25 protein-coding genes are annotated in these 26,995 nt (G+C 64.0%); 18 read left to right on the top strand and 7 right to left on the bottom strand.

The genetic code is table 11. The features are described 5' to 3' along the window. Positions 1 to 4: 4 nt before the first annotated feature. The 5 genes from lptG (at position 5) to rsmA (ending at position 6,475) form a co-directional block, all read left to right on the top strand. Positions 5 to 1,087, top strand: coding sequence for an LPS export ABC transporter permease LptG (lptG, locus tag AC1D0N_RS23890; protein WP_477248289.1), 1,083 nt, complete (start codon positions 5 to 7; stop codon positions 1,085 to 1,087). Next, on the top strand, positions 1,087 to 3,495 hold the full coding sequence (locus AC1D0N_RS23895; RefSeq protein ID WP_477248290.1) for an LPS-assembly protein LptD: 2,409 nt from the start codon (positions 1,087 to 1,089) through the stop codon (positions 3,493 to 3,495). The genes lptG and AC1D0N_RS23895 overlap by 1 nt, the downstream gene beginning before the upstream one ends. Before the next feature lie 138 nt (positions 3,496 to 3,633). Continuing rightward, positions 3,634 to 4,569, top strand: a complete 936-nt coding sequence (locus AC1D0N_RS23900; RefSeq protein WP_477248292.1) for a peptidylprolyl isomerase — start codon at positions 3,634 to 3,636, stop codon at positions 4,567 to 4,569. Positions 4,570 to 4,581: 12 nt separating this feature from the next. After that, a complete protein-coding gene (pdxA, locus tag AC1D0N_RS23905) occupies positions 4,582 to 5,610 on the top strand; it encodes a 4-hydroxythreonine-4-phosphate dehydrogenase PdxA (protein WP_477248364.1) in 1,029 nt (342 codons plus the stop codon). 10 nt (positions 5,611 to 5,620) lie between these two features. Further along, entirely contained in the window at positions 5,621 to 6,475 is an 855-nt protein-coding gene (gene rsmA / locus AC1D0N_RS23910; protein WP_477248294.1) for a 16S rRNA (adenine(1518)-N(6)/adenine(1519)-N(6))-dimethyltransferase RsmA, read from the top strand. A gap of 211 nt (positions 6,476 to 6,686) precedes the next feature. On the opposite strand, the gene gmk is transcribed toward rsmA, so the two are convergent. From gmk to fabD, 7 genes are all read right to left on the bottom strand, one after another. Continuing rightward, positions 6,687 to 7,343: a guanylate kinase gene (gene gmk / locus AC1D0N_RS23915; RefSeq protein ID WP_477248296.1), complete on the bottom strand. Its 657-nt coding sequence runs from the start codon at positions 7,341 to 7,343 to the stop codon at positions 6,687 to 6,689. A gap of 5 nt (positions 7,344 to 7,348) precedes the next feature. Continuing rightward, positions 7,349 to 8,239 carry a YicC/YloC family endoribonuclease gene (locus tag AC1D0N_RS23920; RefSeq protein WP_477248298.1) on the bottom strand — a complete coding sequence of 297 codons (891 nt, stop codon included), beginning with the start codon at positions 8,237 to 8,239 and terminating at the stop codon, positions 7,349 to 7,351. A 174-nt stretch (positions 8,240 to 8,413) separates the two neighbouring features. Beyond that, positions 8,414 to 9,676 carry an endolytic transglycosylase MltG gene (mltG, locus tag AC1D0N_RS23925; protein WP_477248300.1) on the bottom strand — a complete coding sequence of 421 codons (1,263 nt, stop codon included), beginning with the start codon at positions 9,674 to 9,676 and terminating at the stop codon, positions 8,414 to 8,416. A 90-nt stretch (positions 9,677 to 9,766) separates the two neighbouring features. Beyond that, positions 9,767 to 11,029 (bottom strand): beta-ketoacyl-ACP synthase II, encoded by a 1,263-nt coding sequence (gene fabF / locus AC1D0N_RS23930; RefSeq protein ID WP_477248302.1) that lies wholly within the window; start codon positions 11,027 to 11,029, stop codon positions 9,767 to 9,769. A 34-nt stretch (positions 11,030 to 11,063) separates the two neighbouring features. Then, positions 11,064 to 11,300, bottom strand: coding sequence for an acyl carrier protein (locus AC1D0N_RS23935; protein ID WP_056109445.1), 237 nt, complete (start codon positions 11,298 to 11,300; stop codon positions 11,064 to 11,066). 190 nt (positions 11,301 to 11,490) lie between these two features. Next, positions 11,491 to 12,228, bottom strand: a complete 738-nt coding sequence (gene fabG, locus AC1D0N_RS23940; protein WP_477248304.1) for a 3-oxoacyl-[acyl-carrier-protein] reductase — start codon at positions 12,226 to 12,228, stop codon at positions 11,491 to 11,493. Between the two features lie 57 nt (positions 12,229 to 12,285). Further along, positions 12,286 to 13,227 carry an ACP S-malonyltransferase gene (fabD, locus tag AC1D0N_RS23945; RefSeq protein WP_477248306.1) on the bottom strand — a complete coding sequence of 314 codons (942 nt, stop codon included), beginning with the start codon at positions 13,225 to 13,227 and terminating at the stop codon, positions 12,286 to 12,288. A gap of 230 nt (positions 13,228 to 13,457) precedes the next feature. On the opposite strand from fabD, the gene AC1D0N_RS23950 reads away from it, so the two are divergent. The 13 genes from AC1D0N_RS23950 to AC1D0N_RS24010 all read left to right on the top strand — a co-directional run bounded on the left by AC1D0N_RS23950 (position 13,458) and on the right by AC1D0N_RS24010 (position 26,958). Then, a complete protein-coding gene (locus AC1D0N_RS23950) occupies positions 13,458 to 15,419 on the top strand; it encodes an LTA synthase family protein (protein ID WP_477248308.1) in 1,962 nt (653 codons plus the stop codon). 314 nt (positions 15,420 to 15,733) lie between these two features. Further along, complete coding sequence (gene rpsF, locus AC1D0N_RS23955) at positions 15,734 to 16,228, top strand: 30S ribosomal protein S6 (RefSeq protein WP_477248310.1); 495 nt, start codon at positions 15,734 to 15,736, stop codon at positions 16,226 to 16,228. Beyond that, the gene (gene rpsR / locus AC1D0N_RS23960) at positions 16,228 to 16,476 is read left to right on the top strand and encodes a 30S ribosomal protein S18 (protein WP_006203718.1); all 249 of its coding nucleotides are present in this window, start codon (positions 16,228 to 16,230) and stop codon (positions 16,474 to 16,476) included. The genes rpsF and rpsR overlap by 1 nt, the downstream gene beginning before the upstream one ends. Positions 16,477 to 16,694: 218 nt before the next feature. After that, positions 16,695 to 17,279: a 50S ribosomal protein L9 gene (rplI, locus tag AC1D0N_RS23965; protein WP_477248313.1), complete on the top strand. Its 585-nt coding sequence runs from the start codon at positions 16,695 to 16,697 to the stop codon at positions 17,277 to 17,279. 178 nt (positions 17,280 to 17,457) lie between these two features. Then, positions 17,458 to 18,747: a class I SAM-dependent methyltransferase gene (locus AC1D0N_RS23970; protein WP_477248315.1), complete on the top strand. Its 1,290-nt coding sequence runs from the start codon at positions 17,458 to 17,460 to the stop codon at positions 18,745 to 18,747. An 85-nt stretch (positions 18,748 to 18,832) separates the two neighbouring features. Beyond that, positions 18,833 to 19,156 carry a YnfA family protein gene (locus tag AC1D0N_RS23975; protein WP_477248317.1) on the top strand — a complete coding sequence of 108 codons (324 nt, stop codon included), beginning with the start codon at positions 18,833 to 18,835 and terminating at the stop codon, positions 19,154 to 19,156. Positions 19,157 to 19,159: 3 nt separating this feature from the next. Next, entirely contained in the window at positions 19,160 to 20,128 is a 969-nt protein-coding gene (locus tag AC1D0N_RS23980; protein WP_477248319.1) for a small ribosomal subunit Rsm22 family protein, read from the top strand. 210 nt (positions 20,129 to 20,338) lie between these two features. Further along, positions 20,339 to 21,829, top strand: a complete 1,491-nt coding sequence (locus AC1D0N_RS23985) for a replicative DNA helicase (protein WP_477248321.1) — start codon at positions 20,339 to 20,341, stop codon at positions 21,827 to 21,829. 231 nt (positions 21,830 to 22,060) lie between these two features. Continuing rightward, positions 22,061 to 23,464: a DNA repair protein RadA gene (gene radA, locus AC1D0N_RS23990; RefSeq protein WP_477248323.1), complete on the top strand. Its 1,404-nt coding sequence runs from the start codon at positions 22,061 to 22,063 to the stop codon at positions 23,462 to 23,464. 48 nt (positions 23,465 to 23,512) lie between these two features. After that, on the top strand, positions 23,513 to 24,187 hold the full coding sequence (locus AC1D0N_RS23995) for a CvpA family protein (protein ID WP_477248325.1): 675 nt from the start codon (positions 23,513 to 23,515) through the stop codon (positions 24,185 to 24,187). A 129-nt stretch (positions 24,188 to 24,316) separates the two neighbouring features. Next, positions 24,317 to 25,798, top strand: a complete 1,482-nt coding sequence (gene purF, locus AC1D0N_RS24000; protein ID WP_477248327.1) for an amidophosphoribosyltransferase — start codon at positions 24,317 to 24,319, stop codon at positions 25,796 to 25,798. Positions 25,799 to 25,846: 48 nt separating this feature from the next. Further along, positions 25,847 to 26,602 carry an SDR family NAD(P)-dependent oxidoreductase gene (locus tag AC1D0N_RS24005; protein ID WP_477248329.1) on the top strand — a complete coding sequence of 252 codons (756 nt, stop codon included), beginning with the start codon at positions 25,847 to 25,849 and terminating at the stop codon, positions 26,600 to 26,602. A 134-nt stretch (positions 26,603 to 26,736) separates the two neighbouring features. Further along, positions 26,737 to 26,958 (top strand): hypothetical protein, encoded by a 222-nt coding sequence (locus tag AC1D0N_RS24010; protein WP_477248331.1) that lies wholly within the window; start codon positions 26,737 to 26,739, stop codon positions 26,956 to 26,958. Positions 26,959 to 26,995 lie beyond the last annotated feature (37 nt).

Below are 26,995 nucleotides of genomic sequence, written 5' to 3' on the forward strand. Positions count from 1 at the left end.
GCTAATGGGCTGGACTCTGGGCCGCTACTTCTTCTTTCGCTACGTGGCGATCACGGTGTGGTTTTTCATCGGCCTGCTGGCGCTGGTGTTCCTGATCGATTTCACCGAGCTTTCCGGCCGCATCGTCGGCTTGCCGGGTTTCACCTATGGCTCGGCATTCGCCATTTCTGCGCTGCGGATGCCGATGATCATGCTGCAGACGGTGCCGTTCGTCGGCCTGTTCTCGGCCATGGCGACGCTGGTGTCGCTGAACCGCAAGTACGAGCTGGTAATCGCGCGCTCGGCCGGCGTTTCGGCCTGGCAGTTCCTGTTGCCATGCTGCATCGGCGCGCTCATGTTCGGGGTGTTGTCGGTCGGCGTCATCAATCCGATCGCCGCGCACGCCTTCTCCTGGTCCGAACAGATCGAAACCGAGCTCCGCTCCGGCAAATCGAACGCTGTTTCGCCCGACGCGACGCCCTGGATCCGGCAGAAAACCAACTCCGGCGACACCATCATCGGCGCCCGCGCCATTCTCAACCAGGGCCTGGAGATGTCCGACGCCGTCTTCTTCGTCCTGTCTGCGCAAGGCGACATCGTCGAACGCAAGGATGCGGCGCGAGCCTTCCTGCGCGACGGCTACTGGGAGCTGCAGGACGTCAAGGTGTTCAGGAACGGCACCGTGCAGTCGCTGGCCAGCGACCGGGTGGTGACCAATCTCAAGCCGGAATTCGTGCAGGAGAGGCTGGCGCGCCCGGAAACAATCCCATTCTACGAGCTGCCGGGCAAGATTGAAGTTGCCCGTTCCTTCGGGCTGAAGGCAAATGCCTTCGCCATGCAGTTTGATTCGCTGGTGGCGTTGCCGTTCCTGCTTGTCGCCATGACGCTGATTGCGGCAACAGTATCAATGCGATTTGCGAGGATGGGGCAGTCGGCAACGATGATTCTGGGTGGCGTCCTGGCCGGCTTTCTGCTTTATGTCGTTTCGGTGCTGGTCAAGGCATTCGGCGTGGCGGGATTCGTTCCCACAGCCGTGGCTGCATGGGTTCCGGTTGTCGTGGCTATGTTCTTTGGGGTGACATTCCTGCTATACAAGGAAGACGGCTAGTGAGGGAGGCGGTTTTGCGCAGCCATAGGCAGGCCGGTTTGGCGCGCCTTTATGGGGCGAGCGCCTTGGCATGCCTGCTCGCCTGCGCCGTGCCGATGGCCCCTGCGCTGGCGCAGGACGTCACCGACATGGCGTCGAAGGTTCCGGCCGGCACGCAGATGCTCTTGGCCGCCGACACGCTTGTCTACAACAACGACAACCAGACCGTGACCGCCGTTGGTGGCGTCCAGATCGACTATGGCGGCAATCGCCTTGTCGCCCAGCGGGTCGTGTACGACCGCAACACCAAGCGCCTGGTTGCCAGTGGCGCTGTTGAAATCGTCAACAGCGACGGCACCAAGATCAATTCGGACCATATCGACATCACCGACGATTTCGCCGACGGCTTCGTCAATGCGCTGCGCGTCGAAACGCCGGAAAAGGCCTATTTCGCCGCCGAGAGCGCGGAGCGGATGGGCGGCGTGCTGACGACCTTCCACAATGGCGTCTACACCGCCTGCGAGCCGTGCGAGGACAAGCCGGACAAGGCGCCGACCTGGCGCGTCAAGGCCAGGAAGATCATCTGGAACGGCGAGAAGAAGACGGTTCGCTTCGAGAACGCGAATTTCGAGTTTTTCGGCTTTCCGCTGGCCTACCTACCGGCCTTCGAGATCGCTGACCCGACGGTCAAGCGCAAGAGCGGCTTCCTGATCCCCGGCATCACCTACAACACCGATCTCGGTGTCGGCGTCAAAATCCCCTATTATTTCGCGCTGTCGCCGACTTACGACCTCACCGTCACCGGCAGCGGCTACACCAAGCAGGGTTTCCTCGGCGAGGCCGAGTGGCGCCAGCGCTTCAACAATGGCGAGTACAGCTTGAAGATCGCCGGCATCCGGCAAGAAAATCCCGACGAATTCATCGACAGCAGTGGCCACAATGTCAATTCCGGTGCCGCTGGCGACCCGAACAAGTTCCGCGGCATGATGGGCACCAAGGGCCAGTTCGCCATCAACCCGCGCTGGGATTTCGGCTGGGACGTCCTGCTGCAGTCCGACAAGAACTTCTCGCGCACCTATGCCATCGACGGCTACAAAGACGCCGTCCATCAGTCGACGGTCTACCTGACCGGCCTCAACGGCCGCAATTATTTCGATGTGCGCGCCATGCGGTTCCAGGTTCAGGAAAACACGCTGGTCAACGATCCGACCGCGCGCGCCGGCAAGCAGCCCTGGGTGCTGCCATCGCTCGACTATGCCTACATCCCCGACATGTCGGTGGCCGGCGGCCAGTTGTCGCTCAACGTCAATGCGCGGGTCATCAGCCGCGACAGCTTGGACAAGGCGCTTGATTCGGCCTCAAACGTCGAGCGCGTGCGCGGCATCGAGGGCCAATCCGGCCGCCTCACCGCCGAGGCCGAGTGGAAGCGCACCTTCACCACCGATGGCGGGCTGCAACTGACGCCGCTGCTGGCGCTACGCGGCGACGCCAGCTACCTCAATGCATCTTCGGCCTCACTCGCCGCGATCAACCAGATGGCGACAAACCTCGGCGAGAACGACGACATGCGTTCGTCGCTGGCCCGTTACATGGCAACCGCCGGGCTTGAAATGCGTTGGCCGGTGCTGTTCTCGATGCCCAGCTCCAGTCATATCGTCGAACCGATGGCACAACTCTTCGTGCGCCCGAACGAGCAATATGTCGGCGGCCTCAGCGTTCCCAACGAGGACGCACAGAGCTTCGTCTTCGACGCCACAACGCTGTTCGAACGCGACAAATTCTCCGGCTACGACCGCATGGAAGGCGGCAGCCGCGCCAATGTCGGGTTCCGCTACTCCGGCGCCTATGACAATGGCTGGAGCACCAACGCGCTGTTCGGCCAATCGTATCAGCTAGGCGGGCAGAACTCGTTCGCCGCGCCAGACCTGGTCAATGTCGGTGCCTATTCGGGCCTCGAGACCTCGACCTCCGACTATGTCGGCCTCGTCGGCTTCAACAGCCCCAGCGGCTTCTCCGGGTCGCTCAGCGGCCGTTTCGACGAGCAGAGCTTCGAGATCCGCCGCGCCGAGGTGAAGGCGGCCTATTCCGGCCTGCCGGTTTCGTTGAGTGCAAAATACGCCTTCATCCAGGCGCAGCCGCTGTACGGCTTCACCACCGACCGTCACGAGGTCACGCTTGGCGCCTCGACGCACCTTAACGAGAACTGGCGCATCTTCGGTACCGGAACCTATGACCTGCAGCAAAGCGTGCTGGTCAAGGACGGGGTCGGTTTTGCCTACAATGATTCCTGCTTCACCTATTTGATGACGTTCTCGGAATCGCGCGACTCGGTCACCAAGGAAGTGTCGCAGAATGTCGGCTTCAACCTGTCGTTCCGCACGCTGGGCGATTTCGGTTCGTCCACCAGCGCCGTCGACACGATCCAGTAACAGGCGACCGGCTTGAGCGTATTTTGTGCGTCCAGGAGTGGGCGCACGTGGCTTCAGCGACATCGTTTTGCCGCATAAAGCAGGCACGGGTTTTGGCTCCCTGGCATGGGGTTGGGCGGGAACCAGGATAGATTTGGGATGCTTTCGATGAGAAAATACCTCTTTTCGGCAGGTTTCGCGCTGCTTGTGGCGGCGACTTCGGTTTCGATCACCGTGATGACACCGCCGGCCTTCGCCAGCGAGATCAAATACGTCGTCAACGACGTACCGATCACCACCGGCGACATCGCGCACCGGGCCGCGTTCCTGCGCCTGCAGCACAAGAAGGGCGACGCCGCCAAGGAAATGGTCGACCAGACGCTGCGCGTCACCGAAGCCAGGCGCCTCGGCATCCGCGTTAGCGACGCTCAGGTCGAGGCCGCCTATCAGCGCTTTGCCTCGACCAACAAGATGCAGCTCAAGCAACTGGACGGTGTCATGGCGCAGTCCGGTGTCAGCAAAGAGCATTTCAAGGAGTTCATCCGCGCCCAGATGGCCTGGAACCAGGCGCTGACCGCGCGCTACCACTCCGGCGACAGCGGCGGGGCGGTCAGCGAACAGGACCTTGTCAAGAAGATGCTCGAAAAGGGCGGCGCAAAGCCAAGCGCCACCGAATACATGCTGCAGCAGGTCATCTTCGTTGTGCCGGCGGCCGAGCGCAGCGCCACGCTGGCCAAGCGCAAGCGCGAGGCCGACGCTATGCGCGCCCGCTTCAATGGCTGCAACAGCACGCGCGAATTCGCCAAGGGCCTGATCGACGTCACCGTGCGTGATCTTGGCCGGGTGCTGGCGCCGCAATTGCCACCGGACTGGGCCGAACAGGTCAAGGCCACCAAGGTCGGCGGCGCCACGCCCACGCGCGCGACCGACCGCGGCGTCGAGTTCATCGGCATCTGCTCGTCGCGAGAAGTCTCCGACGACAAGGTCGCGCAGATGGTGTTCCAGGCCGAAGGCAGTACCGACAAGGACGCCGACGCGCTCAGCGAGAAATATGTCGAGGAGTTGCGGAAGAAAGCCCGCATCGTCCAGCGCTGAGCTGGCTTGGCCGTGCTTGACGCAGAGCTTCCGCTGGCGCTGAGCGTCGGCGATCCTTCCGGCGTCGGGCCGGAGATCGCCATTGCGGCGTGGCAGGCGCGCGACAGCGCTGGCGTACCGCCATTCTACCTTCTCGCCGACCCGTCGCTGATTGCCGCGCGGGCGCGTCGGCTCGGCGCCGATGTGGCGATCGTTGAGACGACGCCGGCGCAAGCGGCGCGCGTCTTTCACCGCGCCCTGCCCGTCGTGCCGCTGGTTGCCCGCTTCACCGACAATCTCGGCCGGCCGGACCCGGCCAACGCCGCCGGCACCATCGAGGCCATCGACCGCGCCGTGGCCGACTGCCTTGCCGGCCGGGCCGCGGCCGTCGTCACCTGCCCGATCGCCAAGAAGCCGCTCTACGATGCCGGCTTCGGCTTTCCCGGCCACACCGAATATCTGGCGCATCTGGCGTCGCTTCACGGCGGCGTCGAGGTGACGCCTGTGATGCTGCTTGCCGGTCCCGAGTTGCGCACCGTTCCGGTGACCATTCACATCGCGCTGGCCGAGGTGCCGAAGGCGCTGACGACAGAGCTGATCGTCACCACCGGCCGCATCACCGCCGCCGATCTTGCAAGTCGTTTCGGCATCGCCAAGCCAAGGCTCGCCATTGCCGGGCTCAATCCGCATGCCGGCGAAGGCGGCGCGATGGGCACGGAAGACGAGCGCATCATCTGCCCTGCGATCGACATTTTGCGTGCGCTTGGCATCGACGCCTTCGGGCCGCTGCCGGCCGACACGATGTTTCATGCGCGCGCCCGCGCGGGCTACGATGTGGCGATCTGCATGTATCACGACCAGGCGCTGATCCCGGCCAAGGCACTGGCCTTCGACGAGGCGGTCAACGTGACGCTTGGCCTGCCCTTCATTCGCACCTCACCGGACCATGGCACCGCCTTCGACATCGCCGGCAAGGGCATTGCGCGCGCCAACAGCCTGATCGCGGCGCTGGTCCTCGCCCGCAGGCTGGCCGATACCGGAACGAAGGTCGCTGCCGAATGAGCCCTCGAACATGAGCATCGACGGGCTGCCGCCGCTGCGCGAGGTGATCGAGCGCCATGAACTGCAGGCGAAGAAGGCGCTCGGCCAGAATTTCCTGCTCGACCTCAACCTCACCGGCAAGATCGCGCGCGCCGCCGGCGAGCTGGCAAACTGCACGGTGATCGAGGTCGGCCCCGGCCCTGGCGGGCTGACCAGGGCGCTGCTGCTTGCCGGCGCCCGCCGTGTCGTCGCCATCGAGCGCGACGAGCGCTGCCTGGCGGCGCTGGCAGAGGTGTCGGACCACTATCCCGGCCGGCTCGAGATCATTGCCGGCGATGCGCTGAAGACGGATTTCGCCGCCCTTGCGCAGGAGTGGTCAGGGGGCGACATGCCTGGAAGCGGGGGGCCGGTGAAGATTGTCGCCAACCTGCCTTACAATATCGGCACAGAACTGCTGATCCGCTGGCTGACAATTGCCGAGTGGCCGCCCTTCTATGTCTCGATGACATTGATGTTCCAGCGCGAGGTGGCCGAGCGCATCGTGGCCAGCCCGGGCAGCGACGCCTATGGCCGGCTGGGCGTGCTGGCTGGCTGGCGGACAGAGGCGAGGATCGCCTTCGACGTGCCGCCGCAAGCGTTCACGCCGCCGCCCAAGGTGACGTCCTCGGTGGTGCATCTGGTGCCGCGTGCCAGCCCCTTGCCCACCGAGGTGAAGAAACTCGGCCGCGTCACCGAAGCGGCCTTCGGCCAGCGTCGCAAGATGCTGCGGCAGAGCGTCAAGAGCCTCGGCGGCGAAGCTCTGCTGACCCGCGCCGGCATCGATCCGACACGGCGCGCGGAAACCTTGAGCGTCGAGGAATTCGTGCGGCTGACCAACGCGGTGTAAGGAACTGCCGATCTCCCCCCTAGTGGGGGAGATGTCCGGCAGGACAGAGGGGGGCGTGAAGGATCGCTGCCTCTGTCTGGACCTGCCAACGGCCGTCAGCCGGCTCAGGATGTAGTCTAAATTACTCAAACGCCGGCGGGACAGCGCCCCCCTCTGCCCTGCCGGGCATCTCCCCCACAAGGGGGGAGATTGGCACTCCACCGCAGCGCCCCTAATCCGTCTTCTCGTCCAACAGCCCTGAAACGAAGTCGAACAGGCCCGGCCGGCGGTCGCGTCTCAGCCGCTCGGCGGTGACGATGCCGCGCACCTCGGCGAAGGCGCGGTCGAGATCGTCGTTGATGATGACGAAATCATATTCCTTCCAGTGCTCGATCTCGTTGCGGGCGTTTTTCAGCCGCATCTCGATCACCGATTCCTGGTCCTCGGCCCGGCGCTTCAGCCGTGCCTTCAATTCCTTCATCGACGGCGGCAGGATGAAGATCGAGACGATGTCGGCGCGCATCTTCTCCTTGAGCTGCTGCGCGCCTTGCCAGTCGATGTCGAACAGCATGTCGCGGCCTTGCGCCAACGCCAGTTCGGCCGGCTCGCGCGGCGTCGCGTAGCAATTGCCGTGCACCTCCGCCCATTCGAGCAGCGCGTCGGAATCGCGCAGCCGCTCGAACTCGCGCATGGTGCGGAAGTGATAGTGGACGCCCTCGATCTCTGAGCCGCGGCGCGGCCGCGTGGTGACGGAGACCGACAGTTCGAGGCTTGAATCGCTTTCCAGCAGATTGCGCGCGATCGTCGACTTGCCGGCTCCGGACGGCGACGAAAGCACGAGCATCAGCCCCCGACGGCGAATGCGGGAACCTACATCCTTGGCGGCCATCGGGGTTACTCCAGATTCTGGACCTGTTCGCGAAACTGGTCGACCACTGCCTTCAGCTCCAGCCCGATGGCGGTCACCGCCGCGGCGTTCGACTTCGAGCACAGCGTATTCGATTCGCGGTTGAATTCCTGTGCCAGAAAATCGAGCTTGCGGCCGACGGCGCCGCCCCCTGCCAGCAGTGCCCGGCCCGACGCCACATGCGTCTTCAGCCTGTCGATCTCTTCACGGATGTCAGCCTTGGTGGCGAGAAATGCGGCTTCCATGTGCAGGCGGCCGGCGTCGAGATTGGCCGACGCATCCATCAGCAGTCGGACCTGCTCGGCAATGCGTTCGCGGATCGCTGCCGGCTCGCGCGACGGATCGGCCTCGGCCTGCAGCGTCAGCGCCTCGATGGCGTCGATGTGGCCGGACAGCAATGAGGCTAGTGCCGCGCCCTCGCCCTGGCGCGCCAGCTCCAGCCCGCCCAGCGCCACTTCCAGTGCCGACACGATCGCCATATCGAGGGCTGCCCGCGCCTCTTCGGTTTCAGTGCTTTCAGGGATGTCGAGCACGCCGCGCAGTGCCAGCAGTCCGTCGGCTGTCGCGGGTGCCACGCCGAACTGCTCCTGCAGCCGCTTGGCCAGTCCGGCCAGATCCTTCAGGAAGACTTCGTTGACCACCGGCTGGACTTGCGCGCCGGCGGCGCGGCCAATGGTCAGCGTCGCCTGGAAATTGCCGCGGGAAAAGCGCTTCTGCAGCGTCTGCCTGACCGCAGGCTCCAGCCGCTCAAAACCTTGCGGCAGCCGCAGCCTGACCTCGACGCTCTTGCCGTTGACCGACTTGACCTCCCAGGCGATCGACGTGCCGTCCTGTTCGGCGACAGCGCGCGCAAAACCGGTCATGCTCTGCAAACTCATGGTTTCCGTACGTCCCCCTGGCGGTATGCCCCGAAAGCGCTCCGGACATGCCTGGCTTCAAAATGCCGGAGCGTCCCATGCGTGTTTAATGCGACGCCGGGCGCTCTTATAAAGTTTTAGAGCGTCCCTGGCGCGTTCAAATGGACACGCGAGGGGCGACTTTAGAAATCAGCGCTACTGGGCGGCTCCGGCATCGCCGCCAGCGTCGCCATTGTCACCGGTATCGCTGCCGTCACCGTCATCGCCGGTTTCGGCCGGCTTGTCGGCGCCAGTCTGGTCGGTGCCTTGGGCTGCCTTGGCGGCATCGTCGGCCTGCTTCTTCTGCAGCGCTCGGTAACGGGCAACGTTCTCGTTGTGCTCTTCCAGCGTCGCCGCAAAGACGTGGCCGCCTGTGCCGTCGGCGACGAAATAGAGATCATCGGTTTTCGACGGATTGGCGACGGCTTCGAGCGCGGCGCGGCCGGGATTGGCAATCGGCGTCGGCGGCAGGCCGTTGATCAGATAGGTGTTGTAGGGTGTCGGCTTCTCGATGTCTGACTGGTAGATCGGACGATCGGCGGGTTTGCCCTTGCCGCCGAACAGGCCGTAGATGATGGTCGGATCCGACTGCAGCCGCATGCCCTTGGCCAGCCGGTTGAGGAAGACGGCGGCGACGCGCGAGCGCTCATCCCCCTTGCCCGTCTCCTTCTCGACGATCGAGGCCAGCGTGACGAAGTCCTCGACATTGGCCAGAGGCAAGTCGGGCGCGCGCCGCTGCCAGACGTCGTCGACCAGCTTCTTCTGGTCGGCCAGAAGCTTGTCGACCATCTGCTGGCGCGTGGCGCCACGGGTGAAGCGCAGCGTGTCGGTGGCGAGGCTGCCCTCCAGCGGCAAGGCCGCCGGCATGTCGCCGGTCAACGCGGCCTGATCGGCGATGCGCTGCATCGCCTGCTCGACCGTCAGCCCTTCGGGAATGGTCAGCGAATACATCACCGACTTGCCGCTCTTCAAAAGTTCCATGATCTCGCGCATCGAGGCCTTGGGCTTGATCTCGTATTCGCCGGCCTTCAGCGCGGAATCGTTGCCGTAGGCGCGCACGCCAAGGCGGAAGATGCGGGCGTCGCTGATCAGTCCGCGGCGCTCGAGCTGGTCGGCGATATCCTGGACGCCGGAGTTCGACTTGACCAGGAAGGTGTCGCCATTGACCGACGGGCCGGCCTCGTTGAACGCCTGCTTGCCAAAATAAAGCGAGATGCCGGCCGCCAGAACCATCAGCATCACCGAGGAGATGACGAAGTTCATGAACACGACGACCTGGCTGCGCGAGGCGCGCGAACGCCGCGGCGGTGGCGTGCCGGCTTCAGGCCGCAATGCCTCGCTGGCCGTCTTCGGCACGATCGGACCGGGCGCAGCCTGTCGCTGCCCAAATTCCCCGTTGCCTGCCGGATTTGTGTTCATAGCGCCCTGCCGTTTGATCTCTCAACGAATCCCCTCGGGCAGAGTAGGGGCGAATATGGCAAAATTGACGACAGGCTGTTGGCGGGCCGGTCAGCCATTGTAGCGCTGGAAGACGAGCGAGGCGTTGGTGCCGCCGAAGCCGAAGGAATTGGACAGCGCCACATCGATCTGGCGAGCCCGCGGTGTGTTCGCGACCAGGTCGATCGCTGTCTCGCGCTCCGGGTTGTCGAGATTGATGGTCGCCGGCGCAATGTTGTCGCGGATGGCAAGGATCGAAAAGATCGCCTCGGCGGCACCGGCCGCCCCCAGGAGATGACCGATTGACGACTTGGTCGACGACATCGAGATTTTCGACGCGGCATTGCCGACCAGCCGCTCGACGGCGCCGAGCTCGATCGTATCGGCCATGGTCGAAGTGCCATGGGCGTTGATGTAATCCAGATCGGACGGGGTAAGCTTGGCCCGGTTCAGCGCCGCCGTCATGCAGCGGAACGCGCCGTCGCCATCTTCGGCAGGCGCGGTGATATGATAGGCGTCGCCGGTCAGCCCATAGCCGGTGACCTCGGCATAGATTTTTGCGCCGCGCGCCTTGGCGTGTTCGAGTTCTTCCAGCACGACGACGCCGGCGCCCTCGCCCATGACGAAGCCGTCACGGTCACGGTCATAGGGACGCGAGGCTTTTTCCGGCGTGTCGTTGCGCTCGGTGGACAGCGCCCGGCAAGCGGCGAAGCCGGCAAGCGAAAGCCGCGTCACCGGCGATTCGGCACCGCCGGCCAGCATCACGTCGGCATCGCCGAAGATGATCAGCCGGGCGGCATCGCCAATGGCGTGCGCGCCGGTCGAGCAAGCGGTGACGACGGCGTGGTTGGGGCCTTTCAGCCCATGCCGGATCGACACTTGTCCGGACACAAGGTTGATGATGTTGCCAGGAATGAAGAACGGGCTGATGCGGCGCGGGCCGCGTTCCTTCAGGATGATGGCGTTTTCGGCGATGCCTTCAAGGCCGCCAATGCCGGAGCCGATCATGACGCCGGTGGCGCAGCGCGCCTGCTCGTTTGCAGGCTCCCAGCCGGAATCCTTCAGCGCTTCGTCGGCGGCCGCGATCCCGTAAAGGATGAAGTCGCCGATCTTGCGCAGTTCCTTCGGCTCGAGCACGGCTTCGGGATTGAGCGTACCGTTGGAGCCGTCACCGCGAGGAATGACGTGGGCGATCTTGCAGGCAAGATCTTCCACTTCGAACTCGGTGACGCGCTTGGCCGCGCTGCGGCCGGTCAGAAGTTGCTTCCAGCTGTGCTCGAAGCCCATGCCGAAAGGCGAAACCAGGCCAAGGCCCGTGACGACGACACGCCTCATCGCAGGTCCTCCCCGGTGATGCCTGCGAAAAGCCTCAGGCCGAAGCCTTGTCGATGTACTTCACAGCGTCGCCGACGGTCAGGATGGTCTCGGCCGCATCGTCCGGGATTTCGACGCCGAACTCTTCTTCGAACGCCATGACGAGTTCGACCGTGTCGAGGCTGTCTGCGCCCAGATCATCGATGAAGCTCGCCTGCTCCGTCACCTTGTCGGCTTCGACGCCAAGGTGTTCGATGACGATCTTCTTGACGCGCTCTGCGGTGTCACTCATTTGGGGCATCCTCGTCTTTTGTTTGTCTGTCTTCGTTAGCGGGCAGAATGCCGCTAATCAAGCTGAAAGATGGTCCTGCCGGAAACGCAACGACAACGGACCGGTTTTTGCCCGAACCGCCGGGTTGCGGGCCGCATTACACGAAAAATAGCGCGCGTCCAAGCCGAAATGGGGTGTTTTCCCGCAACTGTTAGATCATTGCCATGCCGCCATTCACATGAATGGTCTGGCCGGTGACATAGGCCGCCTCGTTGGAAGCGAGATAGGCGACGGCCGAGGCGACTTCGGCGCTGGTGCCCATGCGCCGGGTCGGGATCGCCGCCATGATCGCATCTTTCTGCTTGTCGTTGAGCTTGTCGGTCATTGCCGATTCGATGAAGCCGGGGGCGACGCAGTTGACGGTGATGTTGCGGGTGGCGATCTCCTGCGCCAGCGACTTGGAAAAGCCGATCATGCCGGCCTTGGTGGCGCAATAGTTGGTCTGGCCGGGATTGCCGGTGACGCCGACCACCGAGGTGATGTTTATGATGCGGCCGTGCCGGCGGCGCATCATCGGATGGGTGAGTTCGCGGGTCAGCCGGAACACGGCGGTGAGGTTGACCTCCATCACGCTGTCCCAGTCGGCGTCGGCCATGCGCACGAACAGCCCGTCCTTGGTGATGCCGGCATTGTTGACCAGAATGTCGACACCTTCGAGATCGGCCTCCGCCTTCTGGCCGAGCGCCTTGACCTCGTCGCGGTTCGACAAATTGGCCGGAAACAGCTTGACGCGATCACCGAGCTCGGCGGCCAACGTCTCCAGTTTCTCGACGCGCGTGCCGTGCAGGCCGACAATGGCGCCTTGCGCATGCAGCACCCGCGCGATCGCCTCGCCAATGCCTCCCGAAGCGCCGGTGACGAGTGCCTTGCGGCCGGTCAATTCGAACATTTTTGTCTCCCGATCTCAGAGAACACCCTTGGCACGGGTGCGATCAAATCGCCAGTCTCAACCAAGCCCCGCCAGCGCCGCCTCGACATCGGCCGCCGTGCCGACGGCGCCGGTGGCGATGTCGCGGTTGATGCGCCGCGCCAATCCTGACAGCACCTTGCCGGCGCCCACTTCGTAAAGCGTGGTAACGCCGTTTTGGCCGAACCACTCCACCGTTTCGCGCCAGCGCACGCGGCCGGTCACCTGTTCGACCAGGCGGCTGGCGATGACACCGGGATCGCTGGTCGGGGTGACCGACACGTTGGAGACGACGGGAACGACCGGCGCGTTCTTCGTCACGCCTGCCAGGGCCTCGCGCATGACCTCGGCCGCAGGCGCCATCAGCGCCGAATGGAAGGGCGCCGAGACCTGCAGCATCAACGCCCGCTTGGCGCCCTTTTCGGTGCACAACTTGGCCGCCAGCTCGACCGCGGCCCTGGCGCCGGAGATGACCAGCTGGCCGCCGCCATTGTCGTTGGCGATCTGGCAGACTGAGCCCTTGGCGGCCTCCGCGCAGGCGGCTTCGACATCGGCCTGCTCCAGGCCGATGATCGCCGCCATGGCGCCCTCGCCGGCCGGCACCGCCGCCTGCATGGCGTTGCCACGGATGCGCAGCAGCCGGGCGGCATCGGCGACAGACACGAAACCGGCGGCGGCAAGTGCCGAATATTCGCCGAGCGAATGGCCGGCGACATAGGCGACCTTGTCCTCCAGCGAAAAGCCGCGCGCTTCAAGCGCCCGGACCGCCGCCAGCGACACCGCCATCAGCGCCGGCTGGGCATTGGCGGTCAGCGTCAGCGTCTCCTCCGGTCCTTCCCAGATCAGCTTCGACAGGTTTTCGCCGAGCGCTTCGTCGATTTCCTCGAAGATCTGGCGCGATTCAGGAAAGGCGTCGGCAAGGTCCTTGCCCATGCCGACAGCCTGGCTGCCCTGTCCCGGAAAGGTGAATGCGACGGCCATGTGAGGCTCCAGAGGCTGGTTTTTCCTGCCTGTGACGCAAGGCGGGCGGCCAAGTCAAGTCCACAGGGGGCCATTCGCGACCGGTTTCGGAACGGCGACACTGGGCGAGTGCCTGATCCAAAAGGCTTTTTGGCGATCACTCATGATGAAAACCGAACACGATTCGTTTGCTGGCTCTTCTCATTTTCGCCACAGGCGCTAGCTTTGCGTGACAGTTCGATGACAATTCGATGACGCATTTGTTGCGGGCCGGGGATTTTAAGGTGGCAAACCGTTTGAAGCGCGCTGGCAAGGCCGCGCCGCAGTTTCTGGAAGGCGATCCGTCCACCGGCTATCTGCCGGGCCGGAAATGGCCTGTTATCCGCTATGGGCTGCTCAGCCTGCTCGCGTCCGCAATCCTGGTTTTCGCAATCGAACTGATCGTGCGCGGCGACTTCATGGGCACGGTCGGCTTCTTCCTGCAGCCGTTCAAGCCGGGTTGGACCACCATCATCATCTTCGCGCTGATCCTCATCGGCCTCGATGCCGTGCTCGGCCGCAGCCACCAGAGCCTGATGATCGTCGCACCGCTGACGTTGGCGCTGGCGTTTGTCGGCCACCAGAAGTCGCTCTATCTCGGCGACCCGCTCTATCCCACCGACTTCCTCTACTCCCGCCAGATCGTGGCGCTGATGCCGCTTCTGGTGCGTGATCGCCCGGGAACCGCCATCATGATGGCGGTTGGCATCGTCGGCGGGCTGTCGCTGCTGGTCTATGGCTGGCGGCTATGGCGCCGCCGGGTGCCGGCGCTCAGCCACAAGGGCCGGCTCGCCCGGCTGACGCTGACCGTGCCGCTGCTCGCCTTCGTCGTCTCGATCATGGACTATGCCACTTTCTCGTGGACCCGCGACCGGCTGCAGATCATCCCGATCATGTGGGACCAGAAGGAAAACTACGCCTCCAACGGCTTTGCGCTCGCCTTCGCGCTCAACGTGCCGATGGCCCATGTCTCGGCGCCGGCGGGCTACTCCGAAAAGGCGATCGCGGCGATCGACAGATCCGATGTGACGGCGTCGGTGCCGGCAGAGAAGCCCGACATCATCATCGTCATGAGCGAATCCTTCTGGGATCCGACCAAACTGCCCGGCGTCACCATCACGCCCGACCCGATCCCCAATGTGCGGGCACTGCGCTCCGGCTATATGTTCTCGCCCGAATTCGGCGGCATGACCGCCAACATCGAGTTCGAAGCGCTGACCGGCTTTTCCAACGCCTTCCTGCCGGCCGGCAGCATTCCCTACCAGCAATATGTACGCACCCCGACGCCTTCGCTGGCGACGTTCCTGAAAGGCCAGGGCTACAGGGCGCGCGCCATCCATCCCGGCACCAACTGGTTCTGGAACCGCGGCGCGGTCTATGCCGATTTCGGCTTCAACGACTTCAAATCGGAAGAAAACCTGCCCTATCTGGAAAAGCGCGGACCGCTGGCCTCCGATGCGGCGATGACCGACGAGATCATCCGCGAGGCCGACGCCAGCGACGATCCGGTATTCTTCTTCGCCGTCAGCCTGCAGAACCACGGGCCCTACGAGCCGCATCGCTATTACAATCCGACCCACAAGGTCGACGCGCGGATCAGCCCGTGGGCGCGTGAATCGCTGTTGAGCTATGCCGAAGGCTCCGCCGACGCCGACCGCGGCCTCGAGCGGCTGATCGAATGGGCGAAGAAGCGCGACCGGCCGACGGTCATCGCCTTTTTCGGTGACCATCTGCCGCCGCTCGGGCCGGTCTATGTCGAGACCGGGTTCCTCAAGGACAATGTCGCGCCGCGCAAGGAACCGTCGGCCGAGGCGGCGCTCGAGCACCACCAGACACCGCTCATCCTGTGGTCGAACCGGACCGGTCCGGCCGAGGACATGGGCGCGGTCAGCCCAGCCTTCCTGCCCTATCATATCCTGACCATGGCCGGCATCAGCCACCCCTACTACACCGGCTTCCTTGGTGCCTTGCGCGAGCACTACCGTGTCGTCGACCGCAATCTCTTGCTGACACCGGCAGGCGACGCCACGCCCGACTGGGCACGGCAGAAGACGATCGATCCGGCGATCAACGATTTCCGCCTGTTGCAATACGACATGATGTTCGGCAAGCGCCACGCAGCCCCCGACTTCTTCCCCGAAACGGTCGACAAGCTCGTCGCTCATACGAGCTGAACGACGGCGTTTTTCGACCCTGCGACGCCAAGGACACTGCGTGCAACGCTGCTTGTGCTTGCCTTCCAGCCGGATTGCTGTATAGACGCCCGCAATCTGCCGGTCCTTGCTGGGGGCTGAACGGAGGGCCGGAGGTTTTATCCAAAACCTTCGTGTGAAGCCAGAAGCGCTTCCGCCTCCCGTGTCTCCGCTCTCGACCGTCTCGAAATGCTCCTTTCTTCCCCGCCCCCTTTCGGGATCAGCGGGTCAGAGAAGTTGCAGAGGCTTTTGCCGCCGGGAACCGGGAGAGAAACGAAGAAAGGCACTGAACCACTATGGCTCTATACGAACATGTGTTTCTTGCCCGGCAGGACCTCTCGCAGCAGCAGGTCGATGCGCTTGTCGAACAGTACAAGGGTGTCATCTCCGCGAATGGCGGGTCCGTCGGCCGGGTCGAGAACTGGGGACTGAAGTCCCTCACCTACCGGGTCAACAAGAACCGGAAGGCATACTACACGCTTATGGACCTCACCTGCCCGCCGGCCGCGCTCAACGAGATGGAGCGCCAGATGGGCCTGTCCGAGGACGTGCTGCGTTTCCTGACTGTCAAGGTCGAGGCGCATGAGGAAGGCCCGTCGGCCATGATGCAGAAGCGCGAAGAGCGCTCGGAACGCGGCGGCTTCGGCGACCGCGACCGTGGCGATCGTGGTCCGCGCTCGTTCGGCGACCGTGATCGCGGTGGCGATCGTCCGCCGCGCTCGTTCGGCGACGCTGGTGCCGATCGTGGTCCGCGCCGTCCGCGCGAAGGCTTTGAAGGGGGTGCAGAATAATGGTCGACATCAATCAGATCCCGACCCGGCGCCCGTTCCACCGCCGCCGCAAGACCTGCCCGTTCTCCGGCGCCAACGCGCCCAAGATCGACTACAAGGACGTGCGTCTGCTGCAGCGCTACATTTCCGAGCGCGGCAAGATCGTGCCGTCGCGCATCACCGCCGTCAGCCAGAAGAAGCAGCGCGAGCTCGCCAAGGCGATCAAGCGCGCCCGCTTCCTCGGCCTGCTGCCATACGTGGTTCGCTAAGACTTTCGAGCGGGCGGTTCGCCGCCCGCTTTTTTCTCCCACGGCGACGGGCGCCGCAGGGTTTCTCTTCAAATCCCGGGTTGAGGTCAAAGACCTCTAACTGCCGCGACAGGCAGGACAGCGACACCAGCGCCAAAGGCGCTAGAAGCTTCCTGACCTGTTCCAAACAATTCGGCGTCGATCCCATGGATTGGCACCCAAACTGAAGGAACAAAACCATGGAAGTCATTCTTCTCGAACGCGTTTCCCGCCTCGGCCAGATGGGCGATACCGTCAAGGTCAAGGACGGGTTCGCCCGCAATTTCCTGCTGCCGCAGGGCAAGGCGCTGCGCGCCAACGAGGCCAACAAGAAGAAGTTCGAGGGACAGCGCGCCCAGCTTGAAGCCCGCAACCTCGAGCGCAAGTCGGAAGCCTTGCAGGTTTCGGAAAAGCTCGACGGCAAGAGCTTCATCGCCGTGCGTTCGGCTGGTGAAACCGGCCAGCTCTACGGTTCGGTGTCGACCCGCGACATCGCCGATCTGCTGACGGCTGGCGGCTTCTCGGTCAACCGCAACCAGATCCTGCTCAACCAGCCGATCAAGACCATCGGCCTGACCAATGTGGCGATCGCGCTGCATCCGGAAGTCGAAGTCACCATCACGCTCAACATCGCCCGCACGGCCGACGAAGCCGAGCGCCAGGCCAAGGGCGAGACGCTGACCACTGCCGAAGCCATTTATGGCGACGACATCAACGACAACGCCCGTCCGGAAAACTTCTTCGACCCGAACACCGAGTTCGAAGGCGGCGAAGAGAACGCCTGATCAAGCATGAGGAAGCGCCAGAGCGGCGCTCCCTCATCACTTTGTCGGCATCCAGCCTTTGTGGACCAATGCCCGGGCCTCTCGCCCGGGCATTTTTGTGCCAAGCGGAACTTTTCGAAACCCTATATATTGGTGCAGAATTTAGACAGGCTGTCTGACCGAAAGGGGACAATTGGTCATGAATATTCTGCTCAAACGCGTTCTCGATCGCCTGGTTCGCACAGGCAGTCTCAAGGTCACCGGGCCGAGAGGCTCGACGGTGGTGTTCGGCGACGGCAGCGGCGAAATGGTGCACATGCACATCAAGACCGCGCATGCCGAGCGCGCCATCACCTTCGACCCGATGCTGGCGGTGCCGGAAGCCTATATGGACGGCGAGCTCGACATTATCGAGGGCGGCGTGCTGGGCGTGATGCGCATCGCCTTCCAGAACATGGGCAGCGGCGGCATCGACGCCACCTGGGCGAAGGCGATCGAAGGCCTGCGCCACGCCTTCCGCCGCCTGCAGCAGATCAACACCGCGGCCCGCGCGCGCCGCAACGTGCAGCGCCACTATGATCTGTCGGGCGACCTCTACCGGCTCTTCCTCGACGAGGACATGCAATATTCCTGCGCCTATTTCGAGCAGCCTGACATGACGCTGGACGAGGCGCAGGCGGCCAAGAAGCGCCATATCGCCGCCAAGCTTCGGCTGAAGGCTGGCCAGACGGTGCTCGACATCGGCTCCGGCTGGGGCGGACTTGGTCTCTTCATGGCAAAATCCTTCGACGTCGACGTGCAAGGCGTGACGCTGTCGACCGAGCAGCATGGCGTCGCCACCGACCGTGCTCATGCGCAAGGCCTGGAAAACCGCGTGCATTTCGAACTGAAGGACTACCGCGAGCTCAACGAGCGTTTTGACCGCATCGTCTCGGTCGGCATGTTCGAACATGTCGGCGTCAACCACTACCGCACCTTCTTCGACAAATCGGCGACGCTCTTGAAGCCGGACGGCGTCATGTTGCTGCACACGATCGGCCGCTCCGGCGTGCCGTGGGCAACCAGCGCCTTCATCCGCAAATACATCTTCCCGGGCGGCTACATCCCCTCGCTCTCCGAAGTGATGCCGGCAATCGAGAAGTCGGACCTCATCGTCACCGATGTCGAGATCCTGCGGCTGCACTATGCCGACACGCTGAAGCACTGGAGCCAGCGCTTTGCCGCCAACCGCGACAAGGCCAAGGCGATCTATGACGAGCGCTTCTGCCGCATGTGGGAGTTCTACCTGGCGGCTTCCGAAGCCGCCTTCCGCTGGCAGGATTTGGTGATCTTCCAGATCCAGATCGCCAAGAAGAACGACACGCTGCCGATGGCCCGCGACTACATGGCCAAATGCGAGAAGGCGCTGGAAATGCGCGAGATCGGACACCGCCAGCAACAGCCGGCCGCCAAGCCGGCCCGTCGCCGCAAGGTGGCGGATCCAGAATAGAACTACCGCGGCAACCAATCGGCCATTGTTCTTGCCATTGCCTGCCCAACCATGAAAAAGGTCTCGTTATCGCGAGACCTTTTTCATGACCTATCTCCTCTACGTCGCTGCCGCGCTGGCCGAGATCGCCGGCTGTTTTTCGTTCTGGGCGTGGTGGCGGCTGGAGAATTCGCCGCTATGGCTGTTGCCCGGCCTCGTCTTGCTGGCCCTATTCGCCTTCCTGCTGGCACTGGTCGACACGTCAGCAGCCGGCCGCGCCTATGCCGCCTATGGCGGCATCTACATTGCCGCGTCGCTGGCCTGGCTTTGGCTGGTCGAAGGCGTGCGTCCCGATCGCTGGGACCTTGCTGGGGCCACGCTCTGCATTGTCGGCGCCTCGGTCATCCTGCTCGCACCTCGAGGCGCCTGAACGATGGAGTTGCCTGCCCCACTGCGACAAGGCGTCGAGCGCATTCTCGAAAAGGTGCCGTTGCCGGTCCTCAAGCAAGCGGCAAAGACGCTTTCGGACCGCTACCGCGCCGAACTGCGCGACGGCCGCCTGCACATGGCGGAGGACATGGCGGTGAAAGCCTATCTGGCGACGCGGCTGCCGGCGACCTATGCCGCCGTCCGCGCCAGCCTCGATCAGCTGAGCGCTGCCCGACCGGACTATGCCCCGAAGACCTTGCTCGACGTCGGCGCCGGCCCGGGCACGGTGCTTTGGGCCACGACCGATCTCTGGCCTGACCTCGAACAGGCGGTGCTGCTGGAAGCCAGCGCCGCGGTGCGCAAGGTCGGCGAGACCCTTGCCGCCGACACGATGGGCGCCAAAATCGCCTGGTTGGCTGGCGACGTCACCATCGACCTTGCCGATCTCAAGCCGGCCGAACTGGTCACTTGCGCCTACGTGCTCGACGAGATCCCGCCGGCGTCATTGCCCAAACTCGTCGACCGGCTGTGGCAGCTGACCGCAGATACGCTGCTGATCGTCGAGCCGGGCACGCCGGCCGGCTGGCAGCGCATCCTTGCCGTGCGCCGACAACTGATCGAGGCCGGCGCGCATGTGCTAGCCCCATGCCCGCATGACGCGCCCTGCCCTGTCAGCCCGCCCGACTGGTGCCATTTCGCCCGCCGTGTCGCCCGCTCGCGCCTGCATCGGCTGGCCAAGGACGCCGACGTGCCGTGGGAGGACGAGAAGTTCATCTACGTCGCCGCCTCGCGGCAGCCCGCGTCCTCACACCTCGCACGGGTGATCGCGCCGCCGAAATCGGGTTCCGGCAAGGTGTTGCTGAAACTTTGCCAACCAGACGGCAGCGCTGACGAGAAACTGTTCACCAAGCGCGACGGCGGGCTGTTCAAGGCCGCGCGGCGCCTGGACTGGGGCGATGCGCTGCCCGAATAAGCCATAGATGTGGATTTTCTTGTTTTGTTCTCCTTCGAGAAACGCTACGCTCCCCAACTCGATTCGAGTCAATGACGATTCTTTCCACCGAAATATCTTGGCTGTGAATCGCGGGCATCAACGCTGATTGGACGCGAGTGATGCATATAAGTCAGCACCGGATTTTTCGCGTTCTGATATCGAGAAGCCGGGATCGAAATCGGGGACATCATGGCTGAGGCAGCACGCAAATTCGGCGTGGCGGAAACACCGCTCTATCGCGAGGCACCGAACAACATCGAGGCCGAGCAGGCGCTGCTCGGCGCCATCCTCGTCAACAATGACGCCTTCTACCGTGTCTCCGACTTTTTGAAGTCCGGCCATTTCTATGAGCCGCTGCATCGCAGGATATTCGAGGTGGCGGCCGAGCTCATCCGCATGGGCAAGGTGGCGACACCGATCACGCTGAAAACCTTCCTGCCGGCCGACGAGAAGGTCGGCGAGATGACGGTGGCGCAATATGTCGTGCGGCTGGCGGTCGAGGCCGTCACCGTCGTCAACGCCACCGACTACGGCCGCGCCATCTACGATCTGGCGACGCGGCGCGCGCTGATCACCGTCGGCGAGGACATGGTCAACATCGCCTATGACGCGCCGGTCGACATGTCGCCGTCCGAGCAGATCGAGGATGCCGAGCGGCGCCTGTTCGAACTGGCCGAGACCGGGCGCTACGATGGCGGCTTCGAAAGTTTCACCGATGCGGTCAAGACCGCCGTCGACATGGCCAATGCCGCCTATATGCGCGACGGCCATCTTTCGGGCCTCGCCACCGGCATGCGCGATCTCGACCGCCGCATGGGTGGCCTGCAGGCGTCGGATCTGATCATCATTGCCGGCCGCCCGGGCATGGGTAAGACATCGCTCGCCACCAACATCGCCTTCAACATCGCCGAGATGTATCAGCCGGCGCAGCAGGCCGACGGTTCGTTCAAGGCCGCCAATGGCGGCGTCGTCGGCTTCTTCTCGCTGGAAATGTCGTCGGAGCAGCTCGCCACCCGCATCATTTCCGAACAGACGGAAATTTCGTCGTCAAAAATCCGCCGCGGCGAGATTTCCGAGATGGATTTCGAAAAGCTGGTCGCCTGCTCGCAGACCATGCAGAAGATTCCGCTGTTCATCGACCAGACCGGCGGCATCTCGATCGCTCAGCTCTCGGCGCGCGCGCGTCGCCTGAAACGCCAGCGTGGCCTCGACCTCATCGTCATCGACTATATCCAGCTGATGCAGGGTTCCAGTGCCAAGTCCTCGCAGAACCGCGTGCAGGAAATCACCGAGATCACCACCGGGCTGAAGGCGCTGGCCAAGGAACTCTCAGTGCCGATCATCGCGCTGTCGCAGCTGTCGCGTCAGGTCGAAAGCCGCGACGACAAGCGCCCACAGCTCTCCGACCTGCGTGAATCCGGTTCGATCGAGCAGGACGCCGACGTGGTGATGTTCGTCTATCGTGAGGAATACTATCTGAAGAACCGCGAGCCGAAGCCCGGCACCGACGAATACATCAAATGGGAACACGAGATGAACGAGATGCGCGGCAAGGCGGAAGTCATCGTCGCCAAGCAGCGCCATGGCCCGACCGGTTCGGTCAGCCTTGCCTTCCAGGGCGAATTCACGCGGTTCTCGGATCTTGCCGAGGAGCATCATCTGCCGGATCGGTTTGAGTGATCTTTTGATCTACGCTCGCGTTCCGTCACACCCCCCTCTGGCCTGCCGGCCATCTCCCCCGCAAGGGGGGAGATTGGATGTTGCCATCGATTTCGCCAATCGCCAGCGTTGCAAGGAAAACGCCGCCCGTGAAGCTGCCAATCTCCCCCCTTGCGGGGGAGATGTCCGGCAGGACAGAGGGGGGTGGGCAGGATCGCCGAGCCTCTGCCACTTCCACACAGCATCAATCTAATGGCCAAATCCCGCGTCCAGTTCATCTGCCAGAATTGCGGTTCGGTGCATCAGCGCTGGGCCGGCAAATGCGATGCCTGCGGCGAATGGAACACGCTGGTCGAGGAAGGCACGTCGGGCGGCATCGGCTCGGGTCCGGCCAACACGCGCAACGGCCGCAAAGGCCGCGCCGTGGTGCTGACCACGCTGTCGGGCGACATCGAGGATGCGCCGCGCATCATCTCCGGCATCGGCGAACTCGACCGCGCCACCGGCGGCGGCTTCGTGCGCGGCTCCGCCCTTCTGGTCGGCGGCGATCCCGGCATCGGCAAATCGACGCTTTTGACCCAGGCGGCCGCGGCGCTCGCGGCAAAAGGCCACCGTATCGTTTATGTCTCGGGCGAAGAGGCGGTCGCCCAGATCAGGCTGCGGGCGCAGCGGCTCGGCGTCGCCGACACACCGGTCGAACTCGCCGCCGAGACCAATGTCGAGGACATCCTGGCGACAATAGCCGACGGCAAGCGGCCGGACCTGGTGATCCTCGATTCGATCCAGACGCTGTGGACCGATATGGCCGATTCGGCGCCCGGCACCGTCACCCAGGTGCGCGCCTCCGCCCAGGCGATGATCCGCTATGCGAAATCCACAGGGGCGGCGATCGTGCTGGTCGGCCATGTCACCAAGGAAGGTCAGATCGCAGGCCCGCGCGTCGTCGAGCACATGGTCGACGCGGTGCTCTATTTCGAGGGCGAAGGCGGCCACCACTACCGCATCCTGCGCACGGTGAAGAACCGGTTCGGGCCGACCGACGAGATCGGCGTCTTCGAAATGTCGGACAAGGGCCTGCGCGAGGTCGCCAACCCGTCCGAGCTTTTCCTCGGCGAACGCCATGCGAAATCGCCGGGTGCCGCGGTTTTCGCCGGCATGGAAGGCACCAGGCCGGTGCTGGTCGAGATCCAGGCGCTGGTGGCGCCGTCGTCGCTGGGCACACCGCGCCGCGCCGTCGTCGGCTGGGACGGCGCCCGGCTGTCGATGATCCTGGCGGTGCTCGAAGCCCATTGCGGGGTGCGTTTCGGCACACATGACGTCTATCTCAACGTCGCCGGTGGCTACCGGATTACCGAGCCTGCCGCCGATCTCGCGGTCGTGGCGGCGCTGGTTTCCTCGCTCACCGGTCTTGCCCTTCCCGCCGATTGCGTCTATTTCGGCGAAATCAGCCTTTCGGGGGCCGTGAGACCGGTGGCGCATGCGCTACAGCGCCTCAAGGAAGCCGAAAAGCTGGGGTTCGCAAGTGCGGTTCTGCCCTTGGGCAGCGAGGAACTTGCCGGGGGGATAGGGGCCGGCGCTTTCCAGCCCACCGAGCTTGCCGATCTCGTGGCGCGCATAGCCGGCTCACGGCGCAGCCGCGCCGACGAGGAAGAGTGACGCGGCTCGTCGAGCCGTGAAATAGAAAATCGGAGTGGGGCGAAAGACATGCCGATTACGCTGCTTGACGGAATTCTTGTCGGCTTCACCCTGGTTTCGGCGATGCTCGCCATGGTTCGCGGCTTTTCACGCGAGATTCTGTCCGTCATCTCCTGGGCAGCGGCGGCAGCGGCGGCGTTCTTCTTCTACAAGCCGGTGCTGCCCTACATCCAGCCCTATGTCGACAACGACAAGATCGCCATGGCGGCTGCCGCCGGCGTCGTCTTCATCATCGCGCTGATCGTCGTCTCCGTCATCACCATGAAACTCGCCGACTGGATCATCGATTCCAGGATCGGCGCGCTCGACCGCACGCTCGGCTTCCTCTACGGCGCGGCGCGCGGCATCCTGGTGGTTGCAGTGGCGCTGTTGTTCTTCAACTGGCTGGCCGGCGCCAAGGCTCCGGCCTGGATCGCCAACGCCAAGTCGAAGCCGCTGCTGGAATCGATCGGCGCCAAGCTCGAAAGCCTGCTGCCGGAAGATCCGGAAAACGCCATCCTCAAGAAGCTCAATCCGAATCAGCCGGCCGCGCCGGAGACGCCCCCTGCAGCCGACGCGCCGGCAGCGGATGCGCCTGCGGCCGGCGACGATGCCGATGCTCCGGCACCCGACGACAGCGAGACCGACGCGCCTCCGGCCGAAAATGCACCGGCCGCTCCGGCCCCGGCTGCGCCGGCAAACTGACTTTTGGGCAAGGTGGCACCTGCCAGACGGCGCCATCTCGCGACTGACGATCATGTGAACGGCGCACAGCATGCGTTGCTTTCGACGCACTATCACCTTATATGGCGATTTTAGCGGAGCTTGAGCCCCATGGCAGTTTCGAAGGCAGACGCAGACGACGTGCTTTCCGCCGAAGCCGACGATCATTTTCATGACGAATGCGGCGTGTTCGGCATTTTCGGCCGGCAGGATGCTGCGGCGATCGTCACGCTTGGCCTCCATGCGCTGCAACATCGCGGCCAGGAAGCGGCCGGCATCGTTTCCTACGACGGCACCCAATTCCATGTCGAACGCCATGTCGGCCTGATCGGCGACACGTTTACCAAGCAGCGCGTCATCGACAGCTTGCAAGGCAACCGCGCCATCGGCCACACCCGCTACGCCACCACCGGCGGCGCCGGCCTGCGCAACATCCAGCCCTTTTTCGCCGAACTTGCCGATGGCGGCTTCGCCGTCGCCCATAACGGCAATTTGACCAACGCCATGACCGTGCAGCGCGCGCTACAGAAACAGGGCGCGATCTTCTCGTCGACCTCCGACACCGAGACGCTGCTGCATCTGGTTGCCACCAGCAAGGAGCGCGACCTGAATTCGCGCTTCATCGATGCGGTGCGTCAGGTCGAAGGCGCCTTCTCGCTGGTGGCGATGACGTCCAAGAAGATGATCGGCTGCCGCGATCCGCTCGGCATCCGCCCGCTGGTGCTCGGCGATCTCGACGGCGCCTGGATCCTGGCCTCCGAAACCTGCGCACTCGACATCATCGGCGCGCGCTTCGTGCGCGACCTGAAGCCGGGCGAGATGGTCGTCGTCACCAGCAAGGGCATAGAAAGCCTGTTCCCGTTCGAGCCGCAGAAGACCCGTTTCTGCATCTTCGAATATGTCTATTTCGCACGCCCGGATTCGTCGGTCGAAGGCCGCAACGTCTATGAGGTGCGCAAGCGCATCGGCGCCGAGCTGGCGCAGGAAAGCCCTGTCGAGGCCGACATCGTCGTGCCGGTGCCGGATTCCGGCACGCCGGCGGCGATCGGCTTCAGCCAGGCCGCGGGCATCCCCTTCGAGCTTGGCATCATCCGCAACCACTATGTCGGCCGTACCTTCATCCAGCCGGGCGATTCGATCCGCCATATGGGCGTCAAGCTCAAGCACAACGCCAACCGTCGCATGATCGAGGGCAAGCGCGTGGTGCTGGTCGACGACTCGATCGTGCGCGGCACCACCAGCCAGAAGATCGTGCAGATGGTGCGCGACGCCGGCGCCAAGGAAGTGCATATGCGCATCGCCTCGCCGCCGACGCGCGCTTCCTGTTTCTACGGCGTCGACACGCCGGAGAAGTCGAAGCTTCTGGCCTCGCGCATGTCGATCGAGGAGATGGCTGAGTTCATCCGCGTCGATTCGCTCGGTTTCCTCAGCATCGACGGGCTCTACCGCGCCGTCGGCGAGGCGGGCCGCGACAATGAGCAGCCGCAATTCTGCGACGCCTGCTTCACCGGTCAGTACCCGACGCGCCTGCTCGACTTCGAAGGCCACGACAATGTGCGCACTTTGTCGCTGCTGGCGACGAGCGGGGCATAGGATTGCCGGACGGCCATTTTCCCTAGTCAGATTTCCGGAATCCATCGCATGACCCTCGACCTTTCCGGCCGCGTTGCGGTCGTCACCGGCGCCTCGCGTGGCATCGGCTACTTCATCGCCAAGGAGCTTGCCGCCGCCGGCGCGCACGTTATTGCGGTCGCCCGAACGGTCGGCGGGCTGGAAGAGCTCGACGACCAGATCAAGGCCGAACGCGCGAAGACCGGCAAGGGCGAGGCGACGCTGGTGCCGCTCGACCTCGCCGACATGGCTGGCATCGACCGGTTGGGCGGCGCCATCCATGAGCGCTGGGGCAAGCTCGACATCCTCGTCGCCAATGCCAGCGTGCTCGGCGTCATCTCGCCGATCGGCCATGTCGAGGCAAAAACCTTCGAGAAGGTGATGACCATCAACGTCACCTCGACATGGCGGCTGATCCGCTCGGTCGACCCGCTTCTGCGGCTCTCCGATGCGGGCCGCGCGATCCTACTGTCTGCCAATTCAGCCCATTCCGCGCGCGCCTTCTGGGCGCCCTATGCGGCCTCGAAGGCGGCGGTCGAGACCATGATGCGCTCTTGGGCGCATGAGACGGAAAACCTGCCGCTCAGGGTCAACGCCGCTGACCCCGGCCCCACCCGCACGGCGATGCGCGCGCAAGCCGTGCCCGGCGAAGACCCGGAGACGCTGCCGCATCCATCCGAAATCGCCAAACGCATCGTGCCGCTGGCCAGCCCGGACCTGAAAGAGACCGGGCTGATCTTCCAAGCCAAGCACAACCGGTTCGTCGCCTACCGGCAGCCAGAATAGGCCAGCTTTGGGGTGCCAGACATCACGGGGCTGTGATGTCATCGTGGAAGGCTGCGCGACGGCCACGCTTTCGCCATCGGTGCGAAGTTGATAGGATCAACCCGACTCCCACAACAAGCAAGCGAGGAATTCCCATGGCTGCTCCGAGCGTAGCGTTGGTCTGGTATCTGGTGATCGCCGGGCCGCAAGGCGGCATGGTGGTGCTGCCCAGCACCTTCGACACCCGCGAACAGTGCACCAACGCCGTCACCGAATATCAGAAGCAGCCGACGCCGGCCGGGTGGGCGGTGAACTGCGTGCCGAGCGCCTCGCCATTCACCGACGAGGGTGATGCGGAAGAGCCGGCGGCGCAGTAATTCATATCTCCCCCCTTGAGGGGGTTGAGAAGCGGTT

It is taken from the genome of Mesorhizobium sp. P2_E10, assembly GCF_056404235.1.

What these genes read in the sequence shown, in the direction of transcription:
- lptG (WP_477248289.1), top strand. Translation starts at nt 5, where the DNA reads ATGGGCTGGACTCTGGGCCGCTACTTCTTCTTTCGCTACGTGGCGATC.
- AC1D0N_RS23900 (WP_477248292.1), top strand. Translation starts at nt 3,634, where the DNA reads ATGCTTTCGATGAGAAAATACCTCTTTTCGGCAGGTTTCGCGCTGCTT.
- rsmA (WP_477248294.1), top strand. Translation starts at nt 5,621, where the DNA reads ATGAGCATCGACGGGCTGCCGCCGCTGCGCGAGGTGATCGAGCGCCAT.
- gmk (WP_477248296.1), bottom strand. Translation starts at nt 7,343, where the DNA reads ATGGCCGCCAAGGATGTAGGTTCCCGCATTCGCCGTCGGGGGCTGATG.
- AC1D0N_RS23920 (WP_477248298.1), bottom strand. Translation starts at nt 8,239, where the DNA reads ATGAGTTTGCAGAGCATGACCGGTTTTGCGCGCGCTGTCGCCGAACAG.
- mltG (WP_477248300.1), bottom strand. Translation starts at nt 9,676, where the DNA reads ATGAACACAAATCCGGCAGGCAACGGGGAATTTGGGCAGCGACAGGCT.
- fabF (WP_477248302.1), bottom strand. Translation starts at nt 11,029, where the DNA reads ATGAGGCGTGTCGTCGTCACGGGCCTTGGCCTGGTTTCGCCTTTCGGC.
- AC1D0N_RS23935 (WP_056109445.1), bottom strand. Translation starts at nt 11,300, where the DNA reads ATGAGTGACACCGCAGAGCGCGTCAAGAAGATCGTCATCGAACACCTT.
- fabG (WP_477248304.1), bottom strand. Translation starts at nt 12,228, where the DNA reads ATGTTCGAATTGACCGGCCGCAAGGCACTCGTCACCGGCGCTTCGGGA.
- fabD (WP_477248306.1), bottom strand. Translation starts at nt 13,227, where the DNA reads ATGGCCGTCGCATTCACCTTTCCGGGACAGGGCAGCCAGGCTGTCGGC.
- AC1D0N_RS23950 (WP_477248308.1), top strand. Translation starts at nt 13,458, where the DNA reads ATGACGCATTTGTTGCGGGCCGGGGATTTTAAGGTGGCAAACCGTTTG.
- rpsF (WP_477248310.1), top strand. Translation starts at nt 15,734, where the DNA reads ATGGCTCTATACGAACATGTGTTTCTTGCCCGGCAGGACCTCTCGCAG.
- rpsR (WP_006203718.1), top strand. Translation starts at nt 16,228, where the DNA reads ATGGTCGACATCAATCAGATCCCGACCCGGCGCCCGTTCCACCGCCGC.
- rplI (WP_477248313.1), top strand. Translation starts at nt 16,695, where the DNA reads ATGGAAGTCATTCTTCTCGAACGCGTTTCCCGCCTCGGCCAGATGGGC.
- AC1D0N_RS23970 (WP_477248315.1), top strand. Translation starts at nt 17,458, where the DNA reads ATGAATATTCTGCTCAAACGCGTTCTCGATCGCCTGGTTCGCACAGGC.
- AC1D0N_RS23975 (WP_477248317.1), top strand. Translation starts at nt 18,833, where the DNA reads ATGACCTATCTCCTCTACGTCGCTGCCGCGCTGGCCGAGATCGCCGGC.
- AC1D0N_RS23980 (WP_477248319.1), top strand. Translation starts at nt 19,160, where the DNA reads ATGGAGTTGCCTGCCCCACTGCGACAAGGCGTCGAGCGCATTCTCGAA.
- AC1D0N_RS23985 (WP_477248321.1), top strand. Translation starts at nt 20,339, where the DNA reads ATGGCTGAGGCAGCACGCAAATTCGGCGTGGCGGAAACACCGCTCTAT.
- radA (WP_477248323.1), top strand. Translation starts at nt 22,061, where the DNA reads ATGGCCAAATCCCGCGTCCAGTTCATCTGCCAGAATTGCGGTTCGGTG.
- AC1D0N_RS23995 (WP_477248325.1), top strand. Translation starts at nt 23,513, where the DNA reads ATGCCGATTACGCTGCTTGACGGAATTCTTGTCGGCTTCACCCTGGTT.
- purF (WP_477248327.1), top strand. Translation starts at nt 24,317, where the DNA reads ATGGCAGTTTCGAAGGCAGACGCAGACGACGTGCTTTCCGCCGAAGCC.
- AC1D0N_RS24005 (WP_477248329.1), top strand. Translation starts at nt 25,847, where the DNA reads ATGACCCTCGACCTTTCCGGCCGCGTTGCGGTCGTCACCGGCGCCTCG.
- AC1D0N_RS24010 (WP_477248331.1), top strand. Translation starts at nt 26,737, where the DNA reads ATGGCTGCTCCGAGCGTAGCGTTGGTCTGGTATCTGGTGATCGCCGGG.